Here is an 18,543-nt window from a genome sequence, read left to right on the forward strand (position 1 = left end):
GTTTCACCACTGCGCCCGCAGGCCCAGCCACACCGCGCGCGGATCGCCGAAGTAGTTCTGGCGGTCCGTGTAGCTGGTTGAGGCGTAGTACTTCTTGTCCAGAAGGTTGGTGACGTTCAGGCTCGCGCTCAATGTTTTGCTGAAGCGATACCCGAGTCGCAGGTCGAGCGTCGCAAAGCCGGCCCGGTCGATGCGCGGGCCATCGTCCGCGCTGTAGGTGCGCGTGTAGGCACGGAACGCGCCGCCCACATCGAGCCCTTGCAGCGGTCCATTCTGCAACGTGTACTTGGTGGACACGCGCACGGCATGCTTGGGCGCGCGCGTTTCGAAGGCGGCACCTTCGTTGGCGTTGCCTTCTCGAAATGCGGTCGAGAGATACGTGTAGCCGGCGGCAATCTGCCACGCCGGCGTGATGGCACCGGCGGCTTCGGCCTCGAAGCCGCGACTGCGTACCTTGCCGGATGCGAGGAAGTAGTCGTCGTCGACCGGATCGCTCACCGCACGGTTTTCATCGTCGATCTGAAAAATCGCCAGTCTGCCGGTTAGCCTGCCCTCATCGGCATCGCCTTTCAAACCCAATTCGTATTGCTTGCCTTGTCGCGCCGGCAGCACACTGCCCGCCACCGTGGTCTCTTGCTGGGGAACGAAGATCGACGCAACCGAGCCGTAGGCCGACAGGTTCTGCGAAAGATCGACGACCACACCGGCGTAAGGTGTGAACTTGCCGTTCTCGCGCGAGGCCGCAGTGCGCTCGCGTGTTGCGCGATCGAACGACGTGCTGTCCCACCAGCTCATGCGGCCACCCAGCACGATCGTGCCCCAGGCCACAGGCTTGATGCGGCTTTGACCGTACACCCCATATTGCTCGATGTCGACCTGATCGAATCGGTCGAACACGAAATCGGGTTCGGCGACCCCGTGATCGGGATTGAACACGTTCTGCACGATGTCGCCGGCCCGGGCGCGGGTGCCTCTTTGCGTGGCGTTGTGATATTCGGCGCCGGCGATGAGCTGCTGTTCGAGGCCGCCCACGTCGAAGGGCATCGACAACGAAGCATCCACGTTTTGATTGCGCTCGGTGTCGATGCGATGCTGCGGCAGCAACGTGGTATTGCCGGTCATGCGATCGACCGGGCTATCGGCGAATGCGAGCTTGCTGTCGCGCCGGCGATCGAGCAGATTGCCGTTCAAGGCGAAAACGGCGCCGCCACCGAATCGATGCTCCAGATTGGCGAACAGATCGGTGGCGCGCGTGTCGTTGTGGGCCCAATCGGGCCCGATGAATGTCGATCTCGCAACGTTCAGCAATTCGCCGTTGGTGTACGTGGGCAGGCCGCGGGAATCGCGACTGTCGCCGTTTTGATGCGTGCCGCCCAGCGTGAGTGTGGTGCGCTCGCCGAGATCCATGTCGAGGGTGCCGAAGACGAGCTGGCGTTCGGCATTGACGAGGTCGATATACGAGCCGGTTTTCTCCGTCACCGCGACGAGCCTGCCGCGAACGGCGCCGGAGGCGACGATCGGGCCGCCGAGATCGACCGCCGCGCGTTGCCGATCCCACGAGCCGCCGCTGAGTTCGGCATTGCCTGAAAATACGCCGGGCGCGCGCTTTCGGACCAGATTGACGGTGCCGCTCGGTTCGCCCGCGCCTTGCAACACGCCAGCAGGCCCGCGAAGAATTTCCACCCGATCGTAGATGGCGGTATCGAAGGTAGTGACTTCATTGTTGCTCGACACCGATACGCCATCGACCTTGACGCTGTCCAATCGAAAACCCCGAAAGAATATTTCGGACCGCTCGTTGGCGTCATCGCTTTTGACCACCGTGGCGCCATTGGTGGCTTCCAGCACCTGATTGAGCGTGGTCAAGCGTTCGTCATCCATTTGCTGGCGCGTGACCACGGTGATGGATTGCGGAATCTCACGCAGCGCCTGGATCGACTTGCCGATCGTCACGTTCGGGGCCGCATACCCGCCCGTGTCTTCAGTGGTGGCGTCGGCAACGCCCGTCACCGTCACCGGGGCCAGGCTGGCGATGCCGGCGGACGAGGCGCGTTGCAGAATGTAGGCGTCGGGTGTTTGCGCGATGGCCACCAGCCCCGTGCCGGCCAGCACGCGCGCAAGGGCGTCCGGTGCGCTGTACACGCCGTGCAAACCTGCGCTCGTGTGACCGTCGGCCAGCGCCGCGTCGCCTGCAAGGAAGACGCCTGCCATGCTGGCGACGCGCGCCAACACGACGGGGAGGGGGCCTGGCGCCACGTCGAAACGCAACGGCCGGGGCGATTCAAGGCGCGTTTGCGCGTTCGCCAGTGCCGTTGCGGCAAACACGCTGGTGCCAAGCGTTGCAAGCTGCAGCGCGCGCAGCAGGGGCAGTGCACGCAACATGGGCAGGATGGGCGTGTGGGGTCGGGTCTTGAGAGATGCGGGGCGGGAGGAAAACGTGAAGGGCATGCGATGCGTTCCGGAGTTCTTCGAAGATAGGGCGTCACCTTACGAATCGAACGAAGGCGGAAATCCGGAACCCTTGGCTGAAAATAAAGCGCTGCCCGCTACGTCACGGAACGCGGGCCGATGGTGGTCCACCAACCGAAGCGCCGACGCACCACCACGGGCAAGGCACTTTCGAGCAGGCTCAGGGCGAGATCCGTATCGCTTGTGGGAAAGCTGCCAAGCACGCGTAGATCGGAGACGGCGGGATCCACACTCAGATGGCCGCGGCGATAGCGGCCAAGCTCGTCAACCCATTGGCTGAGCGATATGTTCTCGGCAAGCAGTACCCCCCGTTGCCACGCCGCCTGGGCTGCATCGGCGGGTTGCAGGGCGCCGATGCCGCTGCGGTCGAAGCTGGCCGATTCGCCGGCACGCAGCACGCTGTGGGAAGCGCTCGCCGCAGTATTGACGGCGACCGCGCCTTCGAATACGGCCACGCGCGTCGTCGCATCGAATTGCCGCACGCCGAAGCGCGTACCCAGGGCATCGATGCGGCCGTCGCGCGTCGCTACCCGAAAGGGACGGGAGTCGGGCGGATCGCGCTGGCCGGCAGTGTGAATGAGGATCTCGCCGCGCGTCAGCCGCAGCAGCCGCTCTCGAGGTGTATAGGCGATGTCGACGGCACTGTCGGTGTTGAGCCACACCTGGCCGCCGTCGGCCAGTCGCACGGAACGCCTCTCGCCGACTGCCGTACGACAGTCGGCCAACCAATACGCCGCCATGGCGGGGAGGGGCGACACCTTCCAACTCGTCCAGGCCAACAGGCTGCTGCCGCCGAGCAATCCGATCGCACCAAGTGCCCGTCGGCGAGAAACGCCGGTCGTGCGCAACGATTGCAACGCCGCTTCGCCGATGACGGCGTTGTCCGGCTGCCGCATTGCTTGAAAGGACGCGTTGACGAGATCGACATACCGCCAGGCTTGGCGATGGTCGTCACTGGCGTCGAGCCAGCGCTGCCAATCGGCCCGGGTCGCTGGATCGCATTGGCTGGCGCGCAGTTGGGCAAACCAGTCCGCTGCGCTTTCGAGCGCTTCATAGGGAATGTGCAGCGGCTGCGAAGGACGCGTGGACGATGTCATGCCGCCTGCGGTGTGACGTCATCCTGCATCCGCAGCACCAGGCATTGCAGCATGGCGCGTGCGGTGTGCTTGCGCACCATGCGATCCGACACGCCCAGACGAGCGGCAATATCGGTACCGGACATGCCGTAGACCATGGCCATCACGAACGCATCGGCTGTCTTGGCCGGTAGCTTGCGCAGCACGGCGTCAACCTGGCGCAACGCCTCGAAGATTATGGCGCGCTGTTCGGGCGAAGGTTCGGTGATGTCGGGTTTGGCCGCGAGCGCGGCCAGCCAGGCGGCTTCGATGTCGCGGCGGCGCCAAAGATCGATGCACATGCCGCGCGCCATGGTGCTCAGATAGGCACGAGCGCCCGATTCGCCGTCGAACTGTCTGGGTTTGACCAGCAGGCGCACGAACACGTCATGCGCGAGATCGGCCGCGTCGCCTTCCGAGCCGAGCTTGCGGCGCAACAAGCCATAGAGCCAACCGTGGTGGCTCTGATAGAACGCATACAAGGGGTGGGGAGCCGGCAAAGGGGCAGACATGGTCGACGACAAAAGACAAAAGGAATGCCGACGTTGAAAACGCGACTGATTCGCATTCTATTGTCAGCAGTCCGATTGTGCAATGCGCCATTCCGCGCCGTGTAAAGCGCTGTGATCGGCAAAGCGCATCAAGCGCACTGAGCGCTCGAGCACTTTCCTGTCCAAGCCAACCGCTACGGCCTGGCCGGCCAGGCCGCCATGGCGGCGTCACAGATCGCAATCAACGCATCGTGCGTGGCGCCGTCTCGCGCCTGCATCGACATGCCGCACAGTACCGCCGAATAAAACTTGGCCAGCGCACCCGGGGATACCGATGCCGGCACGTCGCCGTTGTCGATGCCGTGCTGAATGCGCGCGGTGAGGTCGGTCTCAAATCCCGTACGGCACTCGGTGAGCAGCAATTGGATATCGGCAGACTCCGGCGAACAATTCACCCCGGACATCACGATCATGCAGCCCGACGGCGTTTCGGGACAGGACATGTTGTTTGCAGCCGACACCAGCAGTTCGCGCACAACGGCGCGCGTGTCGTGCGGATCCGACATCATGCACTCGTTGTAGCCGCCGGGTCCTTTGCGATAGCGTTGCACCGCCTCGCGATACAGGCCTTCCTTATCGCCGAACGCCGCATAGAGGCTGGGCGCCGTGATGCCCATGGCGGTGGTGAGGTCACTGATCGACGTGGTTTCGTAGCCTTGGCGCCAAAACACATGCATGGCGCGCTCGAGCACGGTTTCGCGGTCGAACGACAACGGCCGCCCGCGCGGGCGGCGCTCCGTAACCACCGCAGTATCCGTCTCCATTGCAGGGGTATTTGCTGTTTTCATAATGGTTGATATTAAATTCCTTGACGCACCGATGCAAGCTGTCTACAGTCTAGTCCATATTCATAGCGTTCGTTATGAAAATCAATCGGCCAGACACAATGAACTACGACGACTTCCATCGGACGGCGCTATCGAGCCGCCGCACGCGTATCAGCCTCGGGCTTGCCGCCCTGGCGACTGCACTCACCCTCACCATTTCGGGCTGCTCCAAGGGCGAAGCGGCTGCCGCCGCACCGCCGCCGCCCCAAGTCAGCGTGGCGGTCGTCACCGAAGCGCCCGTTACACAATGGGACGATTTCAATGGACGTGTGGAAGCGGTGGACCGCGTTGCGTTGCGTCCACGCGTCAGCGGCTATATCGAGAAGGTGAATTTCCGCGAAGGCCAGGAGGTCAAACGCGGCGATGTGCTTTTCGTGATAGATGCCCGCCGTTATCAGGCCGCGTTGGCCGGTGCGCAGGCCGATCTGGCCCGCGCCCGCACCACCGCGCAATTGCGCACCACTGAAGCGGCGCGTTCGCAAAAGCTGGCTGCCATCCAGGCCGCGTCGACCGAAGAACTCGATCAACGCCGCGCCGCTGCCGCGCAATCGCGTGCCGATGTGCTGGCCGCGCAAGCTGCCGTCGACACTGCCGAACTGAATATGTCGTTCACGCAGGTACGCGCGCCGATTTCGGGCCGCGCGGGACGTGCCCTCATCACCGAAGGCAACCTGGTGAATGCCGATGGCGACAGCGTGCTCACCACGCTCGTCTCGCTGGATAAAGTACACGTGCACTTCGATGCCGATGAACGCAGCTATCTGCGTTACTCGGCCCTGGCCCGCGAGGGCGGCCGCCCGAGTGAGCAGCAGGAGGGCGTGCCGGTGCGCGTCGGACTCTTGGGCGAAGACGGCTACCCGCATAACGGCATCGCCGATTTCGTCGACAACAGTGTCGATCGTGCAACCGGCACCATCCGCGTGCGCGCCACGCTGGACAATGCCGATCGGGCCTTGACGCCCGGCCTGTATGCCCGCGTTCGACTGCAAGGCGAGCGCAAGGAGCGTGCGATCGTGATCGACGACAAGGCTGTGATGACGGATCAGGACCGCAAGTTCGTGTTTGTGGTGGATGCCAAGGGCACGGCGCAGCGCAAGGATGTGCAGCTCGGCCGCGTGGAGGATGGTCAGCGCGTGGTGCGCGCAGGCCTCACGCCCGGTGACCGTGTGATCGTCAATGGCACGCAGAAAGTGATGATGCCCGGCATGCCCGTGGCCGCCACGGAAGTGCCGGCGCGTAACGCCGAGGGTGGCCGCTCGGTCGCTCAAGCTGCAGGAGCGGTCACGCCATGAACTTCGCCCGATTCTTTGTCGACCGGCCGATTTTCGCGGCAGTGTTGTCGATCATCATTTTCGTGGTCGGCCTGATCGCCATCCCGTTGCTGCCGATCAGCGAGTACCCCGATGTGGTGCCGCCCAGCGTGCAGGTGCGCGCCACGTTCCCCGGCGCCAACCCGCGTGAAATCGCCGACACCGTGGCCGCCCCGCTGGAAGAAGCGATCACCGGCGTCGAGGACATGCTTTATATGAAGTCCGTGGCCGGCGCCGATGGCGTGCTCGCGCTGACGGTGACGTTCCGTCCGGGCACCGATCCCGACGATGCCCAGGTGAAGGTGCAGAACCGCGTCGCGCAAGCCGAAGCGCGTCTGCCCGAAGCGGTGCGCCGCCAGGGTGTGGTCACGGCCAAGCAGTCGCCCAACATCACGATGGTGGTGCACTTGCGTGCGCCCGATGGGCGTTATGACGCGCTGTATCTGCGCAACTATGCGGTGCTCCATGTGCGCGACGAGCTGGCGCGTTTGCGCGGCGTGGGCGATGCCCGCCTGTTCGGGTCGGGCGACTACTCGATGCGCCTGTGGCTCGATCCCAACAAGATTGCCAATCTGGGCATGACGGCCGGTGAAGTCATTGCCGCCGTGCGTGAACAGAACGTGCAGGTGTCGGCCGGTCAATTAGGGGCGCCACCCAATCCCAATCGCAGCGATTTCCTGCTGCCGATCAATGCCCAAGGCCGTCTGGTCACGGAAGACGAATTCGCCAATATCGTGGTGAAAACCGGATCGCAAGGTCAGGTCACGCGATTGGGCGATGTGGCGCGTATCGAGTTGGGTGCGGCCGATTATGCGCTGCGGGCCTACCTGGACAACGAGCAGGCAGTGGCGATTCCGATTTTCGAATCGCCGGGTGCCAATGCCATCGATGTGTCCGATCAAGTGCGCGCCAAGATGGGCGAACTCGCGCAACGTTTCCCCGAGGGCATCACCTGGGACGTGGTGTACGACCCCACCATCTTTGTGCGCGACTCGATCAAGTCCGTCATCACCACGCTGGGCGAAGCCGTGCTGCTGGTCGTGCTGGTGGTGATTCTGTTCCTGCAAACCTGGCGCGCGTCGATCATTCCGTTGATCGCGGTGCCGGTGTCGGTGGTGGGCACGTTCGCGGTATTGCTGGCGCTGGGCTTCTCGATCAACACGTTGACGTTGTTCGGCTTGGTGCTGGCGATCGGGATTGTGGTGGACGATGCCATCGTGGTGGTGGAGAACGTCGAGCGCAACATCGAAGAGGGGCTCGCGCCGCTGGCGGCCGCCCATCAGGCGATGCGGGAAGTAAGTGGGCCGATCGTGGCCATTGCGCTGGTGCTGTGCGCGGTGTTTGTGCCGATGGCGTTCCTGTCCGGCGTGACCGGGCAGTTCTACAAGCAGTTTGCCGTCACCATCGCGATCTCGACCGTGATCTCGGCCATCAACTCGTTGACGCTGTCGCCGGCGCTCGCCGCGTTGCTTCTCAAGTCGCACGATGCCAAGCCCGACTTCCTCACCCGCGGCATCAACCGCTCGATGGGCTGGCTCTTCCGGCCGTTCAACCGCTGGTTCCAGCGCGGCTCGGATGCCTATCGTGGCGGCGTGGCTCGCACGCTGGGCAAGCGCGGCGCGGTGTTTGCCGTGTACATCGTGTTGCTCGTGGCAACCGGTGTGATGTTCAAGGTGGTGCCGGGTGGCTTCATTCCCACGCAAGACAAGCTGTATGTGATCGGTGCTGTGAAGATGCCGGATGGGGCATCGATCGAACGCACGGACGAGACGCTCAAGCGCATCAGCGAGATCGCGCTGAAGACGGAAGGCGTGGCCAAGGCCGTGAGCTTCCCGGGCTTCAACGTGCTGCAGCAAACCAATACGTCCAATAGCGGCGTGGTGTTTTTTACGCTCAAACCGTTCTCGGAACGTACCCGCACGGCGCAGGAAATCGCCAATGAACTGAACGTGAAGTTCTCGAGCATTCAGGAAGGTCTGGCATTCGCCATCATGCCGCCGGCCATCATGGGCCTGGGCACGGGATCCGGCTATTCGCTGTACATCCAGGATCGCGGCGCGGCAGGTTATGCCGCCCTGAACAACGCGATGCAGGGCATGGCGGGCACACTGGTGCAACAACCGGGCTTTCAGTTCCCGATCAGCTCGTACCAGGCCAACGTGCCGCAGCTGGATGCCGAGGTCGACCGTACGAAGGCCAAGGCGCAAGGCGTGGCCGTGACGGATCTGTTTGAATCGCTGCAGGTGTATCTGGGCTCGACCTATGTGAATGACTTCACGCGATTCGGCCGCACGTTCCGGGTGATGGCGCAAGCCGATGCGCCGTATCGTCAGTCGATCGAAGACATCACGAATCTGCGCACCCGCAACGATCGCGGCGACATGGTGCCGATCGGCAGCGTGGTCAACATCCGCGAGAGCTACGGTCCCGATCCCGTCATTCGGTATAACGGTTATCCGTCCGCCGATCTGATCGGCGAGGCCGATCCGCGCATGGTGTCGTCGTCCGAAGCGCTGCAGACGGTGCAGGCCGTGGCCGACAAGGTGCTGCCGTCCGGCATGCATCTGGAATGGACCGACCTGAGCTATCAGCAGGTCACGCAAGGCAACGCGGCGATGATCGTGTTCCCCTTGGCGGTGCTGCTGGTATTCCTGGTGCTCGCAGCCTTGTACGAAAGCTGGACGTTGCCGCTCGCTGTGATCCTGATCGTGCCGATGTGCTTGTTGTCGGCCATGGTGGGCGTGTGGTTGTCGGGAGGCGACAACAACATCTTCGTGCAGATCGGGTTGGTGGTACTGATCGGCCTGGCTTGCAAGAACGCCATTCTGATCGTGGAGTTCGCCCGCGAACTCGAAGAGAAAGGCATGAGCACGATCGACGCCGCACTGCAAGCGTGCCGCCTGCGTCTGCGTCCGATCATCATGACCTCCATCGCCTTCATCGCCGGCGTGGTGCCGCTGATGGTGGGTCATGGCGCCGGCTTCGAAGTGCGCCGCGCCATGGGCGTGACCGTGTTCGCCGGCATGCTGGGCGTGACGCTGTTCGGCCTGGTCTTGACCCCGGTCTTTTATGTCGCGTTGCGACGCCTGGCTACCCGCGGCGAACGCCGTGCCGCGGCCCAGCTCGCCACGCAGGAGAATTCGCATGTTTGATCGTGTCTTCCGTTCATTCGGCGCGCTGACGCTCATGTCGCTCTTGGCGGCATGCGCGGTGGGCCCCGATTTCACGGCCCCGAAGGCGCCGCACTCCGATGCCTACGTGCGGCAATCGGCGGCTGAGCAAAACGAGCCGCCACCCGCGCCCGACCTCGCGTTCTGGCGCGATCTCGGCGATCCTCAACTCACGCAGCTGGTCGACGCGGCATTGGCGGCCAATCACGATATCCGCATTGCCCTGTCGCGCTTCGACGAAGCCAATGCGTTGCTGGGCGCATCGAAGTTCGATCGCTATCCCACATTGAGCGCGACGGCCGATGCGCAAACGGGGCGTTCGAGCGCCTCCCAATTGCCGGGCGTGCCGCGTTCGCAGCGTGACGGCGAATTATTCGACACCCGTCTCTCGGCCATCTGGGAACTCGATTTCTTCGGCCGGGTGCGCCGCAGTATCGAGTCGCAGCGCGCGGAGACGGAAGCGTCGGCCAGCGATCTGGCAGCCGTGCAGGTCGGCATCGTGGCCGAACTTGCCGACGCCTACTTTCAGATGCGCGGCGTGCAAGCGCAACTGCTGGTGGCGCGCAACAACGCGTCCAATCAACGCGATACGCTGCGCCTGATCGACGCCTTGCTGCAGAACGGCCGCGGCACGGCGTTCGATAGCGACCGTACACAAGCGCAATTGGCGCTCACCGAAGCGCGTATTCCGCCGCTCGAAGCGCAGGCCGCCGTGCTGGCGCATCGCATCGCGGTGCTGACCGGTCAAACGCCTGAGTCGCTGGCCGTGCAATTGGCGCAGTCGGCACCGCAGATCGCGTTGCCGGCATCCGTGAATGCCGGCGTGCCCGGCGATCTGCTGCGCCGGCGTCCCGACATCGCGGCTGCCGAACAGCGGTTGCACGGTGCGACGGCGCGCATCGGCGTGGCCACGGCGGATCTGTTCCCCCGCTTCACGCTGGGCGGGTTGATCGGTTCGCAAGCCTTGTCGGTCGGGGCGCTCTTTGGCCGAGACAGCGAAATTCGCGCGCTTACGCTGGGTATCGACGGCTCGTTTCTGGACGTCGGCCGGGTGCGTGCCCGGATTGCCGGCGCCAATGCGCAAGCGGCAGGGGCGATGGCCAGCTATGAGCAAACCGTCCTTCGGGCGATGGAAGAAACCGAGAATGCGTTGGTGCGCCTGGCACGGTCGCATGACGAGCGTGAGGCGCTGACGCGCGCCGCGCAGTCGAGCGAGCGCGCCGTGAACGTCGCGCGGGTGCAGTTCGACGCTGGCGCGATCGGCGTGCTCGACGTGTTGTCCGCTGAGCGCACCCGTCTGGACGCGGAGGATCTGTTGGTTCAAAGCCGTGCGCGCGAAGCCACGTCGCTGATTGCCCTGTACAAATCGCTGGCTGGCGGTTGGCCGCAGCAGTTGCCGGCAATGGCCTCGGCCGATGCGGTGACGGCGGCCAATGCGCCGAAGGTGTCTATCGATTGACCGGTCGATGCAGATCGGCCGACTGATCGCAGTCGACCGAGGCATTGATCGTCAGACGATGAAGGGATGGTTGGATCGACGGATTGATTGACGCCTGCCGCGCGGGTTCGATCGCCGCCTGCAATTTCTTGTATCGTTGCCGGACCTTGGGCCTCAGTGGCTTGAAGGTCCGGTTTTTTTTGTCCGGTCTTTTTTTGGAAGCGAAACGATGCTGCTGACGTTCCCCGATGTGTTGACGCCCGATGAATTGCGGGCTTGCGCGGCCGACTTATCGGCGGCCGTGTGGACGGATGGCCGCAGCACGGCGGGGGCGGGCGCGGTGGCCGCCAAGCGTAATGAACAATTGCCCGCCGACGATGCAACGGCGCAGCGGTGGGGCAATCTGGTATTGGACCGCCTGGGCGCGCATCCGGGCTTTCTCGCGGCCACGTTGCCCTTGAAAGTACTGCCGCCGATGTTCAATCGTTATGCCGGGGGGGGCACGTACGGCGAGCATGTGGACAACGCGATTCGTGCACTGCCCGGCACCACGCATCGGGTGCGCACCGATATCTCGGCCACGCTGTTTCTGGCCGATCCCGCCAGCTACGATGGCGGCGAGCTCGACATCGTGGATACCTACGGCTCGCAGTCGATCAAGCTGCCTGCAGGGCATCTGGTGATTTATCCCGGCACGAGCGTGCATCGGGTACGGCCCGTCACACGCGGTGCGAGATTGGCGGCGGTGTTCTGGATCCAGAGCCTGGTCGCGGCTGACGGCCGGCGGCGGATGTTGTGGGACCTCGATCAAGCGGTGCAGTCGCTTACCGCCACGGATGCGGGCCATCCCGCGCTCGTCGGCCTCACCGGCGTTTATCACAACCTGCTGCGCGAATGGTCGCAAACATGAACAGCACGCCCGACGCTCCGCTCTCCCATATTCCGCGTTCCCTGGTGTCGGCGGCGGATTATGCCGCCGCCGCGCCGGCCCACCTGACCGAGCAGGCCTGGGCCTACTTTTCAGGCGGCGCGGGCGACGAGTCGACGCTGCGCCACAATCGGGAGGCGCTCGATGCGCTGCGGCTGCAGAATCGCGTGCTGTCGAGGCTGGAGGGTGCAAGCACCAAATGCACGCTGTTCGGCGTGCCTTACGCGCATCCCATTTTGATTGCACCCGTGGCGTATCAACGTCTGGCGCATCCCGAGGGCGAGGTGGCGATGGCCACAGGCGCATCTGCCGTGGGGGCGGGCATGGTGATCAGCACGCAAGCCAGCATGCTTCTGGAGGATGTGGCGGCGGCCACGCAAGTGCCGTCGTGGTTTCAACTGTATATGCAGCCGGATCGCGACCACACTCGCCAATTGCTCGCGCGTGCCAGGCAAGCCGGTTGTGCCGCGATCGTCGTCACGGTCGATGCACCGGTGAATGGCATCCGGGCGCGTGAGCATCGGGCGGGCTTCGTCCTGCCGGCCGACGTCAGCGCGGTCAATCTGGTGGGTATGCAAACCCATGCCTCCTTTACCGCGCCGCTGGGCGCCAGCCCATTGTTCGGTTCCGGCTTGTTGACGGCGGCGCCGACGTGGCGCGATCTGGCGTGGCTGCGGCAGCAAACGGATCTGCCCTTGCTGGTCAAGGGCGTGACGGCCGCCGACGATGCGCGGCGCGCGATCGAGGCGGGGGTGGACGGTATCGTGGTGTCGAATCACGGCGGGCGCACGCTGGATGGTCAGCCCGGCAGCGCGTCGCAACTGCCCGCAGTGGCGAAGGTGGCGGCAGGGCAAGTGAAAATTCTGGTCGATGGCGGCGTTCAGCGCGGCACCGATGTGTTGAAGATGTTGGCGTTGGGCGCCGATGCCGTGCTGGTCGGACGTCCGGCGGTGTATGCCTTGGCGGTGGCAGGTGCCTTGGGCGTGGCGCACGTGATGCATATCCTGCGTGCCGAGCTGGAGACCGCCATGGCGTTGACGGGCTGCGCGACCTTGGCCGATGTGGGGCCGCATGTGTTGGCGCAAGCGCCATGACGGGATCAATCTCCGTAAAAACCACCCTGCACAGCCGTACTGATCCGTCCCCAGCTTACAAAAAATAGGCTCTACGATCGTCATAAGTGACTGATATTTAAGCTGATCGTCAGGCTGTGAATTTTATGCGTCATGAATATGTTGTATTTGCAGCAATGTCTGTAAGTAGATAAGAATCAAACGCATTTTCGCTCCTAGAATTGCTCCCGATAAGAACAATTCTCACTTCTTTTGGAGCAGCTTGCCGTGACTTCGTCCCTGACCGAAAGCGCATCGCCGTCCTCCCGCACGCCGATGGCCGGTGCGCTGATGACCGCGTTCGCCACCCCCGCATTGATGTTTACCGCAGCCGATGTGATGGCACAGAATGCCGCTACCGTGCCGCAGTTGAGCCCGGTGCGAGTGGAAGGCGATAGCGCGCCGACGTATGACGTCAAGTCGTCTGCATCGCAAAAATTCACGGCGCCGCTCCTGGACACGCCGAAGTCCGTGCAGATCATCCCGCAAGAGCTGCTGCAGAATCAGGCTGCATCCACGTTGACAGAAGCGCTGCGCAATTCGCCGGGCATTACGTTTGGCGCAGGCGAGGGTGGTAATCCGCTGGGCGACCGGCCGTTCATTCGCGGCTCGGATGCGCAGTCCAGCACCTTCATCGACGGCCTGCGCGACATTGGCGCCACCTCGCGCGAAGTGTTCAACCTCGAGCAGATCGAAGTCATCAAGGGGTCCGATGGCGCGTATGGTGGCCGCGGTGGCGCCGGCGGCAGCATCAACCTGATCAGCAAGACGCCCAAGGCAGAGGATTTCAACGCGGCCTCGTTGGCGTTCGGGACGGATAGCTACTATCGCGGCACGCTGGACAGCAACTTCGCGCTGTCCGACTCGACCGCGTTTCGCTTGAACGCGATGTATCACAACGCCGACGTGGCAGGCCGCGACGTGGTCAGCAACGAACGCTGGGGGATCGCGCCGTCGCTTGCATTCGGCCTGGGTACGCCCAATCGCGCCACGTTCAGCTATTACCATCTGAAGACCAACGATATTCCCGATGGCGGCATTCCGTATGCCTACCCGAGCACGCGCGTCACGCGTACCGGCAGCTACATGGGCATCACGCGCACGGGTCCCGCCGATGTCGATCGCGACAACTTCTATGGTTTGAAGAGCGATTACCGCCGCACGAATACCGACATCGGTACGATTGCGCTGGAGCACGACTTCACCGACAAACTCACGCTGCGAAATACGTCACGCTACACGTACTCGAATCAGAATTACGTCTGGACGCAGCCTGACGATAGCCAGGGCAATGTGCTCAACGGCCGCGTGTGGCGCCGTGCCAATACGCGCAGCAGCGATGTGTCGAGCTTCGCCAACCAGACCGAGCTCGACGGCGAATTCAATACCGGCGCGTTCAAGCACACGTTTCTGACGGGCGCCGAGTGGTCGGTCGAGAACGGCCAGCGCGACACGTTGGCCGTCAATCGCGGCACCGGCACAAGCTGCAACGCCGGGATCGGCGCGCTATCGCGATACTTCTGCACGAGTCTCTACAATCCGAGCCCGTCGGATCCTTGGGTCAACACATTGAGCGGCGAACGCGTCGGCCAGCCGTCGAAGTCGCGCAACACGTCCGTGTCGCTGTATGCCTTCGACACCATGACGTTGAGCGAGCATTGGTTGCTCAACGGCGGCTTGCGCCTGGATGACTATCGCACCAAGTTCACCAACACGCCGGCCAACAACTACCAGGTGATTCGCCGCGACGACACCCTGGTCAACTATCAGGCTGGTGTGGTGTACAAGCCGGTTGAGACCACGAGCTTCTATGCAAGCTTCGGCACCTCGTCCACGCCCACCAACGGCACGCTTGGCGAAGGCAGTGAAACCCAAGGCATCACACCGGGCCGCGGGGGCGTCGGCATCAATGCCGCCGACCTGGCGCCCGAGAAGAACAAGACCTATGAAGTGGGCACGAAGTGGGATGTGCTCGATCGCCGCATGAGCCTGACGGCGGCGCTTTTCCGCACCGAAACCGATAACGCCCGCATCACCTTGCCCTCGGGCAACTATGCCATGGCCGGTAAGCGCCAGGTCAATGGACTGGAGCTGGGCGTATCCGGTGCCATCACGCCGAAGTGGCAGGTATTCGGCGGCTATACCTTCATGAAAAGCGAGATCAAGGATGGCGGACCGGCCGGCACCGACGAGGGCAACGACTTCCCGCAAACCCCGCGCAACAGCCTGAGCCTGTGGAGCACCTACAAAGTACTGCCGCAGTTCACGGTGGGCGGTGGCGCGTATTACGTCGACAAGCAGTACGGCAATACGACCAACACCACCTACATTCCGTCGTACTGGCGCTTCGATGCCATGGCGGGCTATGAGGTCAGCCGCAATTTGAACCTGCAGTTGAACGTATTGAATCTGTTCGACAAGCGCTATTTCGACAAGGCCTATCCGGCGCACTATGCCAACGTGGCGCCGGGCCGTGCGGCGATCGTCAGTGTCAACGTCAAGTACTGAGCCGCGAGCGGTTACGGCGCGGGACCTGAATCGGCTGGATGCGGCAGGGTTCGCCGCCATCCTGGCCGGCCCGCGCGAACACGCCATCCCCTGGGTCGCGGCGGCTGCCGAGCTTGGAGTCGTCGATGCGCAGGCGGTGTACGGCCAATGGCTGCTCGACGGCGATGGCATACCGCGCGATGCGGCAAGCGGGCTGGCATGGTTCAAGCGGGCCGCGCAAACCGGTCATGCGATGAGCATGAATATGGTTGGCCGATGCTATGAAAATGGCTGGGGCGTGATGCCGCACGCGGAGGTGGCCGCCTATTGGTTTCGCCTGGCATCCGAAGCCGGGCTCGATTGGGGCATGTACAACTACGCGACCAGCCTGGCGCTGGGGCGCGGGGTGGCTGAAGATAAGCGCGCCGCGCTTGCGCTGCTCGAGCGCGCGCGGGCGCTCGGCCACCTTAAATCCATCAATCTGATCGGCGGCTTTTACGAGGAAGGCTGGGTGGTCGCGCAGGATGCTCAGGCGGCAATGCGTTGCTATGCAGAAGCTGCCGAGGGCGGCGACTTTCGCGGTCAGTTCAATTACGCGCGCGGCTTGATGGCGTCGGGCGATGTTGCGGCCGCGCTCGTTTGGCTGGAACGCGTGCCGCAAACGGCGACGGCGTCTTTCTTGATCAAGCTCCTTGCCTATCTTGACGCGTCGCCACACCCGGCGGCGCGCTCGCTGGGCCAGTCGCTCGCGCACGCGCATTTGCAGGCATAGCGGACACGCGATAGGGCGCGCCTGCTGTCCGCGTCCCGTTAATCCCGGTTGTTTCGCCTCGTCACATTTTTGCGCCGCAGCATAGGGAATTATTACTTTAAGCTCGCTGTCAGTAAGGGGTTACTTTCCCGCCCGCCTGCCATCCGAGTCGATTCCCATGCCCTCTGATTCCCCAGCCGTCACGGCGTCGCCGTCCGCTGCATCGGTCGCGACCGACGCCCAGCCCAAACGCCTGCTGTCCACCATGGACGTGATGTCGCTCATTATCGGCATCGTGATCGGGGCAGGCATTTTCAGTTCCCCCGCCTTGATCGCGGGGAACGCCGCGTCGATGCAGGATGCTTTTATCGCGTGGACCCTGGGCGGCTTCATCGCGCTTGCAGGCGCACTGTGCTACGCCGAACTGACGACCTCGCACCCGCATGCGGGCGGCGATTATCACTTCCTGCGGCTGGCGTTCGGCGAGAAAGTCGGATTTCTGTTTGCCTGGGCGCGATTGACGGTGATTCCCACCGGATCCATCGCAGTGCTGGGGTATGTGTTCGGCGACTATGCCACCGAGATCTATAGTCTCGGCGCGCACTCATCGGCGCTCTATGCCGTGGCCATGATCGTGGTGATGACCGCCCTGAATGTGATCGGATTGAAGTCGGGCTCGCGCACGCAGAATATTCTCACCGCGCTCGAAGTGGGCGGCGTCCTGCTCATCATCGTGGTGGGACTGACGATGGCGCCCAGCGCCGCGCCCGCTGCGGCAGCCGCGTCCACATCGCCGCAGGTGACCCAGTGGGGCCTGATCCTCGTCTTCGTGATCTTCACCTACGGCGGCTGGAACGAAGCGGCGTACGCGTCGGCGGAAATCGTCAATCCGCAACGCAATCTGCCGCGCGCGTTGTTCTGGAGTCTGGCCATCATCACGGTCGCTTACCTGCTCGTGAACGCGGCCTTCTTCAAGGTGCTGGGACTGGCCGGCGTGTCGGGTTCGACGGCCGTGGCCGCCGACACCTTGCGTGCGGTCATGGGCGATCGCGGGGCGCAGATCATCAGCTTGCTGATCGCCATTTCCGCGTTGACGTCGGCCAACGCAACCATCTTGCTGGGTGCCCGCACAACCTATGCGTTCGGCTGCGACGAACCGATGTTCCGCTACCTCGGAAAGTGGAACGCGCGCCACGACGTGCCCACGCGCGCCTTGCTCACGCAATCGGCGATTTCGCTGGCGCTGGTGGCTTTCGGCGCCTTTACGTATAGCGGCTTTAAGACCATGGTGGAGTTCACCGCGCCGGTGTTCTGGTTGTTTTTCGTGCTGTCCGGCGTGGCGCTGTTCGTGCTGCGCCGCCGCTGGCCCGATCATCCGCGCCCGTTCCGCGTACCGCTTTATCCGATTACACCGCTGATCTTTATCGGCAGCAGCCTGTACCTCTTGTATTCGAGCGTGGTCTACACCGGCCGCGGCGCCTTCGTCGGCGTGGCCGTGTTGATCATCGGGGGCATCCTGCTCTACGTGCGCAAGCAACACGTAGACCGTCGCCCCGTATCCTGATTTGTCCTAGGAACCTACCGGAGAGTCGACTATGAAGAAACGTTATGCCTTCCTGACTGCGGCGGTGTTGACCGCCACGCTCGGCGTTCAGACGGCTGCCCATGCGCAATTGGAAGTCACCAAGACCACGCAGCCGCGTAGCCCCGATGTGATCTATGTGCCGACGCCGCCTGCCGTGGTCGAGGCGATGCTGGACGTGGCCAAGGTGGGTAAGGACGATGTGCTGTATGACCTGGGGTCCGGCGATGGCCGCATCCCTGTGACGGCGGCCAAGAAATTCGGCACGACCGGTATCGGCTTCGACCTCGATCCCCAGCGCATCAAGGAGGCCAACGCCAACGCGAAAGAGCAGGGCGTGACCGACAAGGTCAAGTTTGTCGAAGGCGATCTGTTCGAACAGGATCTGTCCAAGGCCACGGTGATCAGCCTTTATCTGCTGCCGTCGCTCAATCTGAAGTTGCGGCCGAAGTTGCTGGCGCTCAAACCCGGCACGCGGATCGTTTCGCATGCGTTCGATATGGGCGATTGGAAGCCGGATCAAACGCTGACGGTCGAAGGCAAATCGGTGTATTTCTGGACCGTGCCGCAGAAGTAATGCTGGGTCCGCGACAACGAGGGCCGCGTCGATAACCACGGCGTGGAAATAACGCTGGCATCGAAGGAGGGTGCACCGAAATAGCGCTGGCACAGAAGCGCGGTGCAGACATGACCGCGCTGCATGAAGAGCGATAACCCAGATGAAAAGGGCTCCCAACGATCGATCGCTGGGAGCCCTGATTTCATCGGGTGCGCGTAAGAGACGCCGCGCCCGAGCTGTGTTG

General features: G+C 63.4%; 13 protein-coding genes. 9 read left to right on the top strand and 4 right to left on the bottom strand.

Features of this window, described 5'->3' with window-relative positions:
• Positions 1–3: 3 nt before the first annotated feature.
• From EYW45_RS20415 to EYW45_RS20430, 4 genes are all read right to left on the bottom strand, one after another.
• Positions 4–2,448: a TonB-dependent siderophore receptor gene (locus EYW45_RS20415; protein WP_161137308.1), complete on the bottom strand. Its 2,445-nt coding sequence runs from the start codon at positions 2,446–2,448 to the stop codon at positions 4–6.
• A 98-nt stretch (positions 2,449–2,546) separates the two neighbouring features.
• Positions 2,547–3,566: a FecR domain-containing protein gene (locus tag EYW45_RS20420; protein WP_161137309.1), complete on the bottom strand. Its 1,020-nt coding sequence runs from the start codon at positions 3,564–3,566 to the stop codon at positions 2,547–2,549.
• Positions 3,563–4,096 (bottom strand): sigma-70 family RNA polymerase sigma factor, encoded by a 534-nt coding sequence (locus tag EYW45_RS20425; protein ID WP_161137310.1) that lies wholly within the window; start codon positions 4,094–4,096, stop codon positions 3,563–3,565. Before EYW45_RS20425 ends, EYW45_RS20420 begins: the two co-directional genes overlap by 4 nt.
• Before the next feature lie 173 nt (positions 4,097–4,269).
• Positions 4,270–4,899 carry a TetR/AcrR family transcriptional regulator gene (locus EYW45_RS20430; RefSeq protein ID WP_161137311.1) on the bottom strand — a complete coding sequence of 210 codons (630 nt, stop codon included), beginning with the start codon at positions 4,897–4,899 and terminating at the stop codon, positions 4,270–4,272.
• Between the two features lie 122 nt (positions 4,900–5,021).
• Here EYW45_RS20430 and EYW45_RS20435 point away from each other — a divergent pair, with 122 nt between their 5' ends.
• The 9 genes from EYW45_RS20435 to EYW45_RS20475 all read left to right on the top strand — a co-directional run bounded on the left by EYW45_RS20435 (position 5,022) and on the right by EYW45_RS20475 (position 18,317).
• On the top strand, positions 5,022–6,254 hold the full coding sequence (locus EYW45_RS20435) for an efflux RND transporter periplasmic adaptor subunit (protein WP_328703667.1): 1,233 nt from the start codon (positions 5,022–5,024) through the stop codon (positions 6,252–6,254).
• Positions 6,251–9,424, top strand: a complete 3,174-nt coding sequence (locus EYW45_RS20440) for an efflux RND transporter permease subunit (RefSeq protein ID WP_161137313.1) — start codon at positions 6,251–6,253, stop codon at positions 9,422–9,424. Before EYW45_RS20435 ends, EYW45_RS20440 begins: the two co-directional genes overlap by 4 nt.
• Positions 9,417–10,901 (top strand): efflux transporter outer membrane subunit, encoded by a 1,485-nt coding sequence (locus tag EYW45_RS20445; protein ID WP_161137314.1) that lies wholly within the window; start codon positions 9,417–9,419, stop codon positions 10,899–10,901. The genes EYW45_RS20440 and EYW45_RS20445 overlap by 8 nt, the downstream gene beginning before the upstream one ends.
• Before the next feature lie 208 nt (positions 10,902–11,109).
• Positions 11,110–11,790 (top strand): Fe2+-dependent dioxygenase, encoded by a 681-nt coding sequence (locus tag EYW45_RS20450; protein ID WP_161137315.1) that lies wholly within the window; start codon positions 11,110–11,112, stop codon positions 11,788–11,790.
• The gene (locus tag EYW45_RS20455) at positions 11,787–12,902 is read left to right on the top strand and encodes an alpha-hydroxy acid oxidase (protein WP_161137316.1); all 1,116 of its coding nucleotides are present in this window, start codon (positions 11,787–11,789) and stop codon (positions 12,900–12,902) included. Before EYW45_RS20450 ends, EYW45_RS20455 begins: the two co-directional genes overlap by 4 nt.
• A gap of 294 nt (positions 12,903–13,196) precedes the next feature.
• A complete protein-coding gene (locus EYW45_RS20460) occupies positions 13,197–15,428 on the top strand; it encodes a TonB-dependent receptor (RefSeq protein ID WP_161137992.1) in 2,232 nt (743 codons plus the stop codon).
• The gene (locus tag EYW45_RS20465; RefSeq protein ID WP_161137317.1) at positions 15,373–16,179 is read left to right on the top strand and encodes a tetratricopeptide repeat protein; all 807 of its coding nucleotides are present in this window, start codon (positions 15,373–15,375) and stop codon (positions 16,177–16,179) included. The genes EYW45_RS20460 and EYW45_RS20465 overlap by 56 nt, the downstream gene beginning before the upstream one ends.
• A gap of 157 nt (positions 16,180–16,336) precedes the next feature.
• Positions 16,337–17,722 carry an APC family permease gene (locus EYW45_RS20470; RefSeq protein ID WP_161137318.1) on the top strand — a complete coding sequence of 462 codons (1,386 nt, stop codon included), beginning with the start codon at positions 16,337–16,339 and terminating at the stop codon, positions 17,720–17,722.
• A gap of 31 nt (positions 17,723–17,753) precedes the next feature.
• Positions 17,754–18,317: an SAM-dependent methyltransferase gene (locus EYW45_RS20475; protein WP_161137319.1), complete on the top strand. Its 564-nt coding sequence runs from the start codon at positions 17,754–17,756 to the stop codon at positions 18,315–18,317.
• Positions 18,318–18,543 lie beyond the last annotated feature (226 nt).

This window comes from Schauerella aestuarii (assembly GCF_009866805.1).
Lineage (GTDB): Bacteria > Pseudomonadota > Gammaproteobacteria > Burkholderiales > Burkholderiaceae_B > Schauerella > Schauerella aestuarii.

What these genes read in the sequence shown, in the direction of transcription:
- EYW45_RS20415 (WP_161137308.1), bottom strand. Translation starts at nt 2,448, where the DNA reads ATGCCCTTCACGTTTTCCTCCCGCCCCGCATCTCTCAAGACCCGACCC.
- EYW45_RS20420 (WP_161137309.1), bottom strand. Translation starts at nt 3,566, where the DNA reads ATGACATCGTCCACGCGTCCTTCGCAGCCGCTGCACATTCCCTATGAA.
- EYW45_RS20425 (WP_161137310.1), bottom strand. Translation starts at nt 4,096, where the DNA reads ATGTCTGCCCCTTTGCCGGCTCCCCACCCCTTGTATGCGTTCTATCAG.
- EYW45_RS20430 (WP_161137311.1), bottom strand. Translation starts at nt 4,899, where the DNA reads ATGGAGACGGATACTGCGGTGGTTACGGAGCGCCGCCCGCGCGGGCGG.
- EYW45_RS20435 (WP_328703667.1), top strand. Translation starts at nt 5,022, where the DNA reads ATGAACTACGACGACTTCCATCGGACGGCGCTATCGAGCCGCCGCACG.
- EYW45_RS20440 (WP_161137313.1), top strand. Translation starts at nt 6,251, where the DNA reads ATGAACTTCGCCCGATTCTTTGTCGACCGGCCGATTTTCGCGGCAGTG.
- EYW45_RS20445 (WP_161137314.1), top strand. Translation starts at nt 9,417, where the DNA reads ATGTTTGATCGTGTCTTCCGTTCATTCGGCGCGCTGACGCTCATGTCG.
- EYW45_RS20450 (WP_161137315.1), top strand. Translation starts at nt 11,110, where the DNA reads ATGCTGCTGACGTTCCCCGATGTGTTGACGCCCGATGAATTGCGGGCT.
- EYW45_RS20455 (WP_161137316.1), top strand. Translation starts at nt 11,787, where the DNA reads ATGAACAGCACGCCCGACGCTCCGCTCTCCCATATTCCGCGTTCCCTG.
- EYW45_RS20460 (WP_161137992.1), top strand. Translation starts at nt 13,197, where the DNA reads ATGGCCGGTGCGCTGATGACCGCGTTCGCCACCCCCGCATTGATGTTT.
- EYW45_RS20465 (WP_161137317.1), top strand. Translation starts at nt 15,373, where the DNA reads ATGCCAACGTGGCGCCGGGCCGTGCGGCGATCGTCAGTGTCAACGTCA.
- EYW45_RS20470 (WP_161137318.1), top strand. Translation starts at nt 16,337, where the DNA reads ATGCCCTCTGATTCCCCAGCCGTCACGGCGTCGCCGTCCGCTGCATCG.
- EYW45_RS20475 (WP_161137319.1), top strand. Translation starts at nt 17,754, where the DNA reads ATGAAGAAACGTTATGCCTTCCTGACTGCGGCGGTGTTGACCGCCACG.